We start from the raw sequence: 12,543 nt of genomic DNA, 5'->3' as shown, positions 1-12,543 counted from the left end.
ACTCGGTAGGAGTACTTGTTTGAAAATGTTACTCGCCCTTAAAAACTGGTTTTCGCTTTTCGCGAAAGGCTTCCAATGCTTCCAGACGATCTGTCGTGGGAATAATCACTTCATAACACATGGTTTCGATATCTAGTCCTGTCTGCAAATCGACACTGCTTCCGCGATCAATGGCTGATTTTGCCTGATACACAGCCAGCGGAGCATTTGCTAAAATCTCGTCTGCCAGCCCCATTGCCAGCTCACGCAGCTCCTCTGTATCTTTTGCAACAGCATTTACAAAACCGATTTGATACGCTTCCTGCGCTTGGATGCGCCTGGCAGTCAGGATCAGCTCCTTTGCCTTGGAGACTCCGATTAAGCGAGACAACCGCTGCGTACCACCCGCACCTGGAATGATGCCCAAGCTCACCTCTGTCAGACCCATTTTGGCATCTGCGACGGCATAGCGGAAATCACAGGCCAGCGCCAGCTCAAAACCCCCGCCAAAAGCAAATCCGTTAATCATGGCAATCGTCGGCTGCGGAAGCCTCTCCAACGCAGTAAATACATCGCGGATTTTGCGTACATTGCGGCGTACCTGCTGTTCCGTCAGTGTACGGCGCTCCTTCAGATCTGCCCCTGCGCTAAATGCTCGCCCTTCTGCCTTCACGATGACTACGCGAATCTCTTTTGCATCCAGACGTACCTGCTCAATCAAGTTTCCCAGGCGCTCCAATGTATCGTAGTTCAGCGCATTCAACTCATCTGGGCGATTCAGCGTAATCAGTCCTATATGTCCTTCACGTTCAAATCGAACGCTCTCTTCCATCATCAACGTCCTCCTTGTGCAGGCGGGTTAACCCGTGCATACGTTCCGGTAGCAAAAGCCACAAGCTTGCCATCACAAGTCACGCGTGCTTCCATCACGATCAAGCTTTTTCCTTGTTTCAATACATGAGATTGTGCCTCGAGTACCTCACCGCGAGCTGGGTGCAGGTATTGAATCTTGCTCTCCACCGTCACACATTGCTGTACACCATCCACATGAGGTGCTGCCCCATGCCCCATTGCCACATCGGCTAATGTCGCCGTAACGCCTCCGTGTACGACACCTTCGATGCTATTGAACAGCTCGGGGCGAATTTTCAGTGCTACCTTACAGCCCTGTTCATCTCGGTGCACAACTTCTATGCCCAGGTAGTGATTGAATCGATTACGGATCTCCACTGACATCTTTGCCCCCTTTCACGTATTGTCTTGAAACAGTGAAAGGAGCCTAAGCACGTGGCTTTTGGCATCCTTTCTCCGTTTTATTTTCGCTGTCAGTTATTCGTTTTCGTCGATTTCGACGAAGTAATCACTTTTCCGGTAAGCCAGTGCATCCAGTGTCGCTACCAAGCCATGCTCCGTTTCTACGCGAATACGGTACCAGGCTGTTCGATTGTTTTTCTTCTCTTCGGTCGCGATTGCCACCAAGCGATTCCCTTTCATGGCAGCAGCCAAAAATCCGATGTTCATCGACAGTGCTACAGACGTTTTGCCATAGGAATTACAGGCCGCTGCAAAAACAAAGTCTGCCAGGGAGAAGATGATTGCGCCATGAGCGGTGCCATGTGCATTCAGCATATGCTCGGCAACTGTGACTTCCGCAGTCGCCGTTCCTTCTCCCAGCTCAATCAGCTTGATACCCAAAAATTGCGCAAATGGATCTTGCTTTAGCTTCTCACAAATCTCTGTGTAATGCTTCTGATGGATCGCTTGTTCGTCTATCAATCTTTTTGTGGTCATGATTAAACTACTTCTGCAAAATGCATGGACACAATTGGTCCAGCGAAACCACGGAGGTCTTTTCCTGCTGCGCGACCTTCAGGCGATGACAACGCTTCCATCAACGCTTCTTTTGATTCAAAGTACATTTCTGCCATCAGATGCAGGTCGGATTCTCCCATTGGTGTTCCATAGATTTTGCTCACTTCCATTTTGATTAAGCCAGGCATTTTCTCTGCCAATGGGCCATGTACCTCGAAATAGTGCTTGTCAAAAGCATCGATATCTTCGGGCTTGCGATAAATCGCTACCAATTTCACCATCATGATCCCTGCTTTCCTCAGATTATAGTTGTAATGTGTGACGACTAATTCATATAACGTTATTTTAACGCATGTTAATATTTTTATTATATAAAGCCTTTGTGACAGGTGCAAGTATTTTTCAAAAAGCAAGAAAACTCTGCCGAATCGTTTTCCCTCCTTCTCTTCATGTTTATGACTGGGAAAAGGCTGACAGAATATGCTTCGATGGGGTGAATTCCATCAATTCCATCTTTTGTGGTCGGGGGAAGCCCTGCCACATGTTTTCCAGTCGCCTGTATCCTCTCTTCGTTCGGCGGTCTCCTTCCAAACATGTGACAGGACTTTCGAACAGCTGTGGCTGCATTTGATTTTTCAAAAATTTGTTATGGTATTTCAAGAAGTCCTCATTGAATTAGCTTTCTCGGAGTTTAATAAAAGCCACGTGGGAAGAAGCGAATTTCCAGTCAAGCGCCTCCGGAGCGGACAGTTCCCCCCCTTGCAGGGCGTAGGCCGAAGCGTAGACTGGAAATTCGCTTCTTCCCCTCCACCACAGCTCCTTTAAACGCAAAAAAGAGGACAGACCCAATGTCTGTCCTCTTCTATTCGCTCCACTTCCTAGATCCAAACCCAGAAAATAAAGACGAAAATTGCCAATAGGATTACGAATAACCCTGCAAAAATACTGATACGTGCAAACTCATGACCTTTTTGATCCATGTGCATCCAGACATACAGCTGGAAGAACGCTTGAACGAAGGCCAAAGCAACGATGAATGGTACGGTAAAACCTGATGGAATTGCTTCATACGCCACTGCAATGAATGCCAGTGCAGTCAATACGAGAGATCCGATGAAAGCAACTAGGTGTCTTTTCGGACCCTCGTGTTTGACTTTCGGCTTGCGTACCTCTTCATTATGAGCTTGTGCTCCCATAGATTATCCCACCTTTCCACCGATCATACCCATGAGATATACCACGGTAAAGATGAATACCCATACAACGTCGATAAAGTGCCAGTACAGACATGCCAGATAGAACTTCGGTGCAGTTACTACCGTCAGGCCCTTTTTCGTCGCAGATACTTGCAAAAGGATGATCCAGCTAATCCCGAACGCTACGTGAGCTCCGTGGAATCCAACCAAGGTGTAGAAGGCAGATGAGAATGCACTTGTTGACATTTTCAGTCCTTCATTCACATAGTGTACAAACTCGTAAATCTCCAAAGCAAGGAAGCCGAGACCGAGCAATACAGTGATGGTCAGCCAAAGCTGAATCTTCTTCAGGTCTTTCTTGTGCAGAGCCAGCGTAGCCATAACACTTGTCATCGAGCTGGTAAGCAAGAGAAGTGTTGCCACGGCAACGAGATTCATGTCAAACAACGATTGGGACGTCGGTCCACCATTTGCCTGATCACGAAGAGCGATAAATGTTGCAAACAAGGAACCGAAGAGAACTGTCTCTCCACCGAGGAAGAGCCAGAAGCCAAGAACCTTATTCTTGCCTTCAAGGGTGGCTTTTTCCGGTTCGTCAGGCAATACTGCATGTGCATGATGGTTAGCCATTAAGCCTTTACCCCTTTCTCGTCGAGTTCGTCCTCATGAATGTGATAACCTGGATCGTCTTTCACAGAACGGGTAAACATGCAGCCCAGTGTAAAGAGCAATCCAATAACTACGACCACGTAGTTGTGGTAGATAAAGCCATAACCTGCAATGAACAGACCGAGAGACATCAAGAATGGCAGGAACGATGGTGATGGCATGTGAATGTCACCGATTGGTTCTGCAGGTGTCATACCTTTGTTACCAGCCATCTTCTCAACCCACAACGCATCCAAACCACGAACGAGAGGGGTTTGAACAAAGTTGTATTCTGGTGGCGGCGAAGGAATCGCCCATTCGAGTGAACGTCCATCCCATGGATCTGCAGGAGCGCGTTTGGAGCTTTTCGCTGCAACGACTACGTTGATCAAGAATAGGATGGTACCGATCGTCATACCAAATGCACCAATCGTACTGATAAAGTTCCCCATATCCAGGTTCTGATCCTTGAGGTATGTAAAGACGCGACGCGGCATCCCCATCAGACCCAGGAAGTGTTGCGGGAAGAAGGTAAGGTGGAAACCAATGAAGAACGTCCAGAAGTTCCATTTACCAATTGTTTCGTTCAGCATTTTACCGAACATTTTCGGCCACCAGTAGTAAAGACCAGCGAAGAGACCGAATACGAGACCCCCTACGATAACGTAGTGGAAGTGAGCAACTACGAAATAACTGTCATGGTATTGGTAGTCAGCTGGCGGAACCGCAAGCATAACCCCTGTCATACCACCGATTGTGAACGTCGGGATAAATCCTACTGCAAACAGGTTTGCGGTAGGGAAGCGGATTTGACCGCCCCACATGGTCAACAGCCAGTTAAAGATTTTGATACCTGTAGGAACAGCAATCAACATGGTTGCAAGTCCAAACAGCGTGTTGGCAATTGCGCCCAAACCTGTTGTGAACATGTGGTGAGCCCACACCATGAAGCCCAAGAAACCGATCAGCGCAGTTGCAAATACCATGGAGCTGTAACCAAACAGACGCTTTCTTGAGAATGTAGAAACCACTTCAGAAATGATACCGAATGCTGGGAGAATCAAAATGTATACTTCGGGGTGACCGAAGATCCAGAACAAGTGCTCCCAGATAACAACGTTACCACCTGCGTCAGGGTTGAAAAAGTTTCCGCCGAACAAACGGTCAAACATCAACAGAACCAAACCAACCGTAATCGCAGGGAATGCGAAGAGGATCAAACCGGATGTAATAAAGGACGACCAGGTGAACATTGGCATACGCATGAATGTCATACCTGGAGCACGCATGTTGATGATGGTAACCAAGAAGTTAATACCACCAATCAGCGTTCCAAGACCGGCAATTTGCAAACCGAGTACGTAGAAGTCTACGCCGATTCCACTGTATTGATTCAAAGCCAAAGTCGTATACGATGTCCAACCAGCATCAGGTGCGCCACCCAAGAACCAGCTTGTGTTCAATAGCACTCCCCCGAAGAAGAATAGCCAGAATCCGAGTGCGTTAACAAACGGGAATGCTACGTCGCGTGCACCGATTTGAAGGGGAACAATCGCATTCATCAAAGCAAAAATGATCGGCATAACTGCCAAGAAAATCATCGTGGTGCCGTGCATCGTAATTAATTCGTTAAACGTCTTGGCACCAACCAATTGAATTTCTGGGTACATCAACTGCAAACGAATCAGCAGGGCTTCCAAACCACCGGCCAAGAAGAAAATTCCACCTGCAATCAGATACAGGATCGCAATTTTCTTATGGTCCACTGTCGTAAGATAATCCCACAGCCCCGAGCGATTTGGTGCATGAGAAGCATGTGCAGACACGGGTTTACCTCCTTTTTAAGCGTCACTGCCTATGACGATTGTCAATGCAATAAGTTTTATGAGGTTTTACTTTACTTTTTTTCGCTTACGCTCAATGTCTCCATGTACTCTACAAGCGCTTTCACTTGGTTGTCATCGAGGTTGAGGTTAGGCATTTTGTTGCCCGGTTTCATTTTTTGCGGATCTTTCAGCCACTCTGCAATGTTTTCAGGCGTATGTGCTTTGATACCTGCTACACGTTCGCGATCTGCAAAGTTAGTCAGGTTTGGCCCCATCTTACCGCCTTTACCTGCCACAGCGTGACATCCCAAACAGCTCTTATCGAAGATTTGTTGACCTTCTGCAGCCAGTGGAGAAGTTGCCGTTACAGGTTCTTTTGCCTGAACGCCCTTCATGTTAGCTACCCAAGTGTCAAAATCTGCTTGTTCCTTTACTTCTACCTTGAAGTCCATCAAGGCATGGGACGCTCCACAGAGCTCCGCACATTTACCGTAGTAAATGCCTGTTTTGTCTGCTTGCAGCCACAATTTGTTTTCTTGCCCTGGGTTCGTATCGATTTTACCGCCCAATGCAGGAATCCAGAATGCGTGCTTAACATCAGACGCTGATAATACGAATTGAACCTTTTTGCCAACTGGCAATACCAAGTCTTGTGCAGTCGATACGCCAAGATCAGGATACTCGAATTCCCACCAGAATTGGTGAGCGGTAACCTTTACTTGAACTGCTTCCTCTTTCGGAAACTCCTTGTGCAGTGCGAAACCGGTAGTAACAGTTGGAATCGCCATGATGATAAGAAGCAAGAAAGGAATTACCGTCCAAAGAATTTCAAGTGCATGATTTCCTTCGACCTGCTTAGGAATGCCTTGCTGTCCGGGACGCTTACGATAACGGATAAGGACGTACGTAAAGATCGTCATAACGACAATGAAGACGCCGATCATGATAGCGGAGGACAGCTTCATCAGGTCAAACTGCATCGCAGCTACCGGACCAGAGGGCTTGAGCGCTGAGAGCTCATCTTTGCCACACCCGGTTAACACTAGCGCCAGCAGAGCAAACAGGGAAAACTGACGCCAATACTGTTGCCAACCCTTCATACCAATGAACCCCTCTTTCTTCGTGTTGGTAACGTTCTAGCCACGCCTACAACTAGAAGTTTTCGTACTTTTCTATCTGAATGAAGAAATCGCATTCAATACTTTCCACAACTATAATGCCCAAACAGGAAAAGTATTAGCAGCAATTCCAAAAACAAACAGGAAAGTAAGGGGCAGTATTGCACACTTCTACCCAAGCGTGGTAACCATTTAAGTATACATAAATTTTCCTTAATACAAAGGCTATTTGTTATGATTTTGTTAACAAATTTATGAACAAATTTGTGAACTTTGCAGTTAAATCCTACCATAACATCCAATTTAAAGGAGAATTCCATGCAAAAAAGACCAATTGCACTAGTCACTGGTACCTCAAGTGGCTTTGGCAAGCACGCATCAGTCGCTTTAGTCAAGGCTGGTTTTCAGGTAATTGCTGCTATGCGTGATCTAGCAAAAAGAGACCCTCTTGACAAATTGACAAGCTTGCATATAGATCCTGAGCATCTGGAAGTCCTTTCCCTTGATGTTACGCTTCCGGAACAAATTCAGGATGCGATCTCCTCCATCATTGCAAAGCATGGGCGCATTGATCTGTTGGTGAACAATGCCGGCTACGCGTTGGGCGGCTTTGCGGAGGAAGTCTCTTCTGAGGAATGGCGCAAGCAGTTTGATGTAAATGTGTTCGGACTGATCGACGTCACTCGGGCAGTCTTGCCTTATATGCGGCAGCAACAATCTGGACGAATTATTAACCTAAGCAGCATCAGTGGGCGATTTGGATTCCCCGGTCTCTCGCCGTATGCCGCATCCAAGCATGCAGTTGAAGGCTTCAGTGAATCACTTCGCCTTGAAATGCTACCCTTTCAAGTTCAAGTCGTCCTTGTTGAGCCCGGCTCCTTTCGTACAGCAATCTGGGAGAAAGGCATGCAAGACCAACAGCTTGATGAAGCCTCTCCATACGCCTCCCAAATGAAACAACTGATGCGTCACGTAGAAGCGATCATAGAAAAGGCACCTGCTCCCGACGCAGTCATCTCGACGATTGTCCATGCGGCCACCACTCCCAAGCCACGATTCCGTTACCCGGTTGGCCGAGGCGTGGCGCTCACAATCGCCGCAAAAAATTGGCTTCCGTGGTCATGGATTGAGCGAATCGTGACAAAGCGATCGTGATGTTTTGTTTATGCATAAAAGAACACACCCCCGTAAGGAGTGTGTTTGCACGTTGAACACTATACACTTTCCGTTCGTCCTGTGCGTATCAGCCAAACATGTTGGATATATTCAGCTACACCAAAAAATATCGCAACAAAACCGGCCCCGATTGCGGCGATTTGAGCCGTCGGCAAAAACACAATGCTTCCATAAACGATCAAAAAGCCGATAATCAAGTCAAACATGGTCGTCAGCCAAAGACTCCCTGATGTAAGAATCGCCCTATCCAAAAAATATCCGGCGACTGCCAAGACAAATCCGACTCCGACAGACTGATATAGATTTGCGAAATTCACTTCTGGAAAGAGAGCATCTGCCAAAACGACCAACACCGGACTAACGAGCAGCTTCATCAAAAGACCGTCCACGTCTATTTACTCTCCTTTACTGGGGGTGTACTCAGTATGCCCCTCGTTTACTTCAGCCATGTCATGACTCCGTCGTATACCGGCTTGTAAACCATTTCCATCCAATAAACAGGATTGGGGACAACCCCTTTTTCGGCTCCTGCGTACAAGCCCACACTTATGACAAGCAACCCGAGAAAGACAGCGATCTCTTTGCGCTGCCGCTTCCGAATCAATCGGGGTAGCTCGTATGCACAAACGATTATGGATACAACGATGACAGCAAATGTCGTCATACAAACTCCCCCTGATCCTGTTGCACAATCACTTTTCGTCAAAGGCATTATTGATGGTTCCTAAACGTCTGATTTTCACATCAGCTATGACATGTACAGGCAGCTTGGTAAATTCCTTTTCCCAATTGCCCCCTATCTTCTTCCATACTTTCGGGTATTTTCGATGGATCGCTTCGCCGAATCCATAGATATCTATGCCATTTTTCTTGGCATTGGCAATTGCTTTTGTCGCTAATGCTTCCATTGATTTTTCCGACTCTTTTTCCAGGTCTTTGATCGTATTCATGTTAGTCAGATCGAGTTTGCATTGCACTTCACCAATATCATTTTCCAAACCGATGTGAACGATGATTTCAGGCGTACCATTTTTCATAGTAGCCTCGATTTTGGCGTCGGCGCGCATGACTTCCATCGTCAAGCGTCCTCCCCCCTTGCAAGGCATGCTTCCAACCGTGCTTTTTACTTTACCCGTAATGTAACTATACGCTTTGCTGTCCGCTTCACTCAGCCAAGTGATCAGCCTATCCCCCCGGAACGTAGCCAATGTCGTGTATTGAAGCAGGACAGGTGTATCTATTTCTTCAACATTTTTTCGTTCGTCTCCCTCACTTCCTGGCCCAGCCGTGCGGATACCTGTCAATACTGCTTGCTTTCCCTTGCTGGTAAAGTCGGTAATCAATTGATCCATCGTAACTGCTGCGGTAGGCGCCCATACTTTGGAAGATGTCTCCAAAGAAGCAAACATTTCTGTGGAAGGAATTTGTTCAAGCGGTGTGATCACTTTCAAGATATTGCGGGCTGTTGTTCCTCTAGCTACGGCGATATAAAAATCAGTTCGAAACTCATGGTCGCGTGAGACAAAATCAGTGATTGAAGAGATCCCTTCCCTGGCCACCTCCTCGCCAAATATGAGCATCCTGGTGTGCGCCATGTATATTTTACGCGGAGATACCGTGGTCATTTTACGCACAGCCTCAAAGATGGTCGGAGCGTTCATGGTAAAGAGCGTAACGGGCGCACGTCCAGGCTTCCCTTTGTTGGCTGCGACCTCTGCCGGGTCTACAACTTGAACGGAAACCTGATAACCTCCTTGCACTTTATCAATACCGATCCCAACAGCAATCGCCAAATCGTTTAGTTCTTTGCGATCCCAACAACCAGCTAGGATAATAACGAGCACGATGCAGAGAAGAACTTTTATCCCTTTCACTGGTGCCCACTCCTTTACATGCTGTGAAAAGCCTCTTACTTCTGCGGTGGTAATGGCTTTATCCCTTTAGATTGGCGACGCAAATTGTTTTTGGTAATCGATTCAGGGCGTTTGTCCAAGGCCCAGCGAGGCAAGCGAAGGATCGTGTCTCTTTGCTCTTTCAAGGAAAACGGGGCAAACGATTCCATATACGGTACGCCAAATGAGCGCAGACTGCATAAATGCAACACTAAGGCAAGCATCCCTACAATGACCCCGTAAATGCCAAAAGAAGCAGCCAGAACCATCAGGGGAAAACGAAGAATCCTCACGGTAATCGACATATTGCTCGCTGGGAAAATAAAGCTGGATATTGCGGTAATCGAGACCACAATGACCATCGCGGCCGAAACAATCCCCGCTTCCACCGCTGCTTGTCCGATAACCAGTGTTCCCACGATGGAAATGGCTTGACCTACTGCTCGCGGCATGCGGATTCCAGCCTCTCGTAATATCTCAAAAGCCACTTCCATCATGATCGCCTCAATAAAGGCTGGAAAGGGCACTCCTTCTCGCTGTGCCGCCAAGCTAATTAGCAACTGTGTCGGGAGCATCTCTTGGTGGAAGGTCGTAATGGCGATATAGAGGGAGGGAGCAAGCAACGCGATTAAAAAACAGGCAAACCGCAGCATACGAATCAACGTACTAAAATCAAAGCGCTGATAGTAGTCTTCCGCTGAATGAAAAAACTCAACAAAGAGAGAGGGCACGGTCAAAACAAAGGGAGTCCCATCTACAAGAATCGCTACGCGTCCCTCTAATAGATTCGCAGCCACCACATCCGGGCGCTCCGAGTTTGAGATCGTGGGGAAAGGCGTGTAAGCTTCGTCCTGGATCAACTCCTCAATCATTCCGCTTTCCATGATGCCATCGATGCTGATTCGATCCAGTCTATTGCGTACTTCTTCTACAACACCCTCTTCTACAATCCCTTTCATATACACAACCGCGACTTCTGTCTTGGTTTCCTCGCCAATTCTGTTGAATTCAATCCATAGCTTTTCACTGGAAATCCGTCTCCGTAGCAATGTAATATTCGTACGGAGTGTCTCCGTGAAGCTTTCCCGCGGTCCACGAATGACTGTTTGGGATGACGGCTCAGTGACTCCTCTATCCCTCCACTCCTGCAAACCAATATGAATTCCTTGCGAGCAGCCATCTATGAGAATAATGACACAGCCGGACAGCAATGCTGTAAACAATGTGGGAAAGTCGAATAAATCCCCCATATCCCCAACGGTCAGGACCGATTCTTTTAAAAAGGGAACGAACTCGTCCTCGCGTATCCCTTCCCATTCCTTCAAACGCGTCTTGTATAAAAGACTATCGATTAATACGGCTTGTACCAAATACGAATCAACCATGCCATCCGCATACAAGACAGCTGCCCGAATGGGTTCTAGGCTATTTAGGACTACCTCTCGAATCACAATATCATTGCTGTATCCGAGCGATTCTTTAATATAGTGAACGTTGTCGTCTAAGCTGCAACCAATCTGAGCCATTCGGATTGCTCCTCACATCGGCAATTATGAACACAGTTTCTCCGATTGCTCCCATTACTAAACAAAACGCTCCTATCCGTTTTCACAGAAAAAGACCTCGCACTCATTTAAGAGGACAAGGTCTTTTGGTATGTGTTCTACACTATGGAGCAGGTGTTTGTGCATCACCTGGCACTGGTGCATCGTCAAAGGATGGGTCGTGCCATTCTACTTTATGTTTTTCCTGAAGCGTATTTAACCAGGTACCGTAGTTCTGACTGCGATTTTGGTCAGTCAGCATTATCTTGATCTGATCTTTGACTTTATCAAACTCAGGTGCCGGTGACCCCAGCTGTTCTTTATTTGTATCGTAGTAGGTTTTGATTTGCTCCTCGGTAACCGGGAATGCTTTATCCAACAACCTATCCCGTGTCATGAGCACGCTCAACTTATCCCGCAGCTGGGCCTCGGTCATTCCCATACTCTTCAAGTAGTTTTGGAATGCCTCAGGTGAACCTACCTGTTGTTTCATCGAATCAATCTCTTTATCCATATCTTCTTGCGTCACCGCGACGTTTTGCGCCTTGGCTTCCTGCTTGATTAACGCTTCCGCAACAAGTTCATGTATCGTTTGTTTTCCGTACATTTTTTTCATTTCACTGTAAAGCTGATTTTGTGTAATGGAGGTATCGCCAGCCGTTACCAATACAGGGTCATTGCCTTTTGCCCATGATTGATAAAACCCTAAAACAGCTAACCCCGTTAATAATATGGCAACCGAAAGCATGGAAAGATCAAACTTCTTCACTTGGATATCCTCTCTTTCTATAATCTGCCCTCCAAGTATAGAAAGAAGTTACGGTAGAAAAATGGAAAGCGTATTACACAACTTTTCCACATTCTAAACATATTATGCGCTACATAAAAAATCGGGTAAAAAAAGAGGAGAGAACGGAGGCGATGACAGGACCTAAAACTGCCCAAACCTGTAAAAAGCGTTCTTGTTTCCTGTCTTTTTCTACTTCCATGAACTGAGCGAGTGCTTCCTTGTCCCGAGTATCGTTCTCCAGTAATTGCAGGATAATATCTTTGTCTTTTTCCGTCTTCTCTGCTTTCATTTCTAACTCGGTTTGCAACTTGTTCAAAACTTGCAGTACATCATAACGCACATCCTCCATGCGTCCCAATTGATGTTCAATTCGTTCTAACCACTTCGTGACTACTATCATTTGTCCCTCAAGCTGATCGATTCGTTCTTCGAATTTGTCTAATTTCAAATAGATGCGCTGTATATGCTGATCTATATTTCTCTGATTTTCATATGGTCCCGCTGTCATAGATTCCACCTCCCCCGTCCGTCCTTTATACTACTTGTTTATGTAGCGGAGAGA

The 12,543-nt window shown here is 46.7% G+C and carries 15 protein-coding genes; 1 reads left to right on the top strand and 14 read right to left on the bottom strand.

Annotated elements, in window-relative coordinates:
- Positions 1 to 28 precede the first annotated feature (28 nt).
- The 8 genes from HP398_RS13560 to coxB all read right to left on the bottom strand — a co-directional run bounded on the left by HP398_RS13560 (position 29) and on the right by coxB (position 6,561).
- Positions 29 to 814 carry an enoyl-CoA hydratase-related protein gene (locus HP398_RS13560; protein WP_017251577.1) on the bottom strand — a complete coding sequence of 262 codons (786 nt, stop codon included), beginning with the start codon at positions 812 to 814 and terminating at the stop codon, positions 29 to 31.
- Complete coding sequence (locus tag HP398_RS13555) at positions 814 to 1,215, bottom strand: PaaI family thioesterase (RefSeq protein WP_016741459.1); 402 nt, start codon at positions 1,213 to 1,215, stop codon at positions 814 to 816. The genes HP398_RS13560 and HP398_RS13555 overlap by 1 nt, the downstream gene beginning before the upstream one ends.
- A gap of 93 nt (positions 1,216 to 1,308) precedes the next feature.
- Positions 1,309 to 1,770, bottom strand: a complete 462-nt coding sequence (locus HP398_RS13550) for a PaaI family thioesterase (RefSeq protein WP_173622843.1) — start codon at positions 1,768 to 1,770, stop codon at positions 1,309 to 1,311.
- A gap of 2 nt (positions 1,771 to 1,772) precedes the next feature.
- On the bottom strand, positions 1,773 to 2,072 hold the full coding sequence (locus HP398_RS13545) for an EthD family reductase (RefSeq protein ID WP_007723387.1): 300 nt from the start codon (positions 2,070 to 2,072) through the stop codon (positions 1,773 to 1,775).
- Between the two features lie 597 nt (positions 2,073 to 2,669).
- Positions 2,670 to 2,987, bottom strand: a complete 318-nt coding sequence (locus tag HP398_RS13540) for a cytochrome C oxidase subunit IV family protein (protein ID WP_007723383.1) — start codon at positions 2,985 to 2,987, stop codon at positions 2,670 to 2,672.
- A 3-nt stretch (positions 2,988 to 2,990) separates the two neighbouring features.
- A complete protein-coding gene (locus HP398_RS13535; protein WP_017251582.1) occupies positions 2,991 to 3,617 on the bottom strand; it encodes a cytochrome c oxidase subunit 3 in 627 nt (208 codons plus the stop codon).
- Complete coding sequence (gene ctaD / locus HP398_RS13530) at positions 3,617 to 5,461, bottom strand: cytochrome c oxidase subunit I (RefSeq protein WP_017251583.1); 1,845 nt, start codon at positions 5,459 to 5,461, stop codon at positions 3,617 to 3,619. The genes HP398_RS13535 and ctaD overlap by 1 nt, the downstream gene beginning before the upstream one ends.
- A gap of 71 nt (positions 5,462 to 5,532) precedes the next feature.
- The gene (coxB, locus tag HP398_RS13525; RefSeq protein WP_017251584.1) at positions 5,533 to 6,561 is read right to left on the bottom strand and encodes a cytochrome c oxidase subunit II; all 1,029 of its coding nucleotides are present in this window, start codon (positions 6,559 to 6,561) and stop codon (positions 5,533 to 5,535) included.
- Positions 6,562 to 6,897: 336 nt separating this feature from the next.
- On the opposite strand from coxB, the gene HP398_RS13520 reads away from it, so the two are divergent.
- Positions 6,898 to 7,734, top strand: a complete 837-nt coding sequence (locus HP398_RS13520) for an oxidoreductase (RefSeq protein ID WP_173622842.1) — start codon at positions 6,898 to 6,900, stop codon at positions 7,732 to 7,734.
- A 59-nt stretch (positions 7,735 to 7,793) separates the two neighbouring features.
- Here HP398_RS13520 and HP398_RS13515 read toward each other — a convergent pair whose 3' ends face one another.
- From HP398_RS13515 to HP398_RS13490, 6 genes are all read right to left on the bottom strand, one after another.
- A complete protein-coding gene (locus HP398_RS13515; protein ID WP_017251586.1) occupies positions 7,794 to 8,144 on the bottom strand; it encodes a DUF2512 family protein in 351 nt (116 codons plus the stop codon).
- A 47-nt stretch (positions 8,145 to 8,191) separates the two neighbouring features.
- Positions 8,192 to 8,419, bottom strand: a complete 228-nt coding sequence (locus HP398_RS13510; RefSeq protein WP_173622841.1) for a hypothetical protein — start codon at positions 8,417 to 8,419, stop codon at positions 8,192 to 8,194.
- Between the two features lie 28 nt (positions 8,420 to 8,447).
- On the bottom strand, positions 8,448 to 9,629 hold the full coding sequence (locus HP398_RS13505) for a Ger(x)C family spore germination protein (protein WP_173622840.1): 1,182 nt from the start codon (positions 9,627 to 9,629) through the stop codon (positions 8,448 to 8,450).
- Between the two features lie 35 nt (positions 9,630 to 9,664).
- Positions 9,665 to 11,173 carry a spore germination protein gene (locus tag HP398_RS13500; protein WP_173622839.1) on the bottom strand — a complete coding sequence of 503 codons (1,509 nt, stop codon included), beginning with the start codon at positions 11,171 to 11,173 and terminating at the stop codon, positions 9,665 to 9,667.
- 142 nt (positions 11,174 to 11,315) lie between these two features.
- Positions 11,316 to 11,960 carry a SurA N-terminal domain-containing protein gene (locus tag HP398_RS13495; RefSeq protein WP_017251590.1) on the bottom strand — a complete coding sequence of 215 codons (645 nt, stop codon included), beginning with the start codon at positions 11,958 to 11,960 and terminating at the stop codon, positions 11,316 to 11,318.
- A gap of 109 nt (positions 11,961 to 12,069) precedes the next feature.
- Positions 12,070 to 12,489, bottom strand: a complete 420-nt coding sequence (locus HP398_RS13490) for a hypothetical protein (protein WP_017251591.1) — start codon at positions 12,487 to 12,489, stop codon at positions 12,070 to 12,072.
- Positions 12,490 to 12,543: the final 54 nt, after the last annotated feature.

It is taken from the genome of Brevibacillus sp. HB1.4B (assembly GCF_013284285.1).
Lineage (GTDB): Bacteria > Bacillota > Bacilli > Brevibacillales > Brevibacillaceae > Brevibacillus > Brevibacillus porteri.
This window is presented reverse-complemented; position numbering and strand designations above follow the sequence as displayed.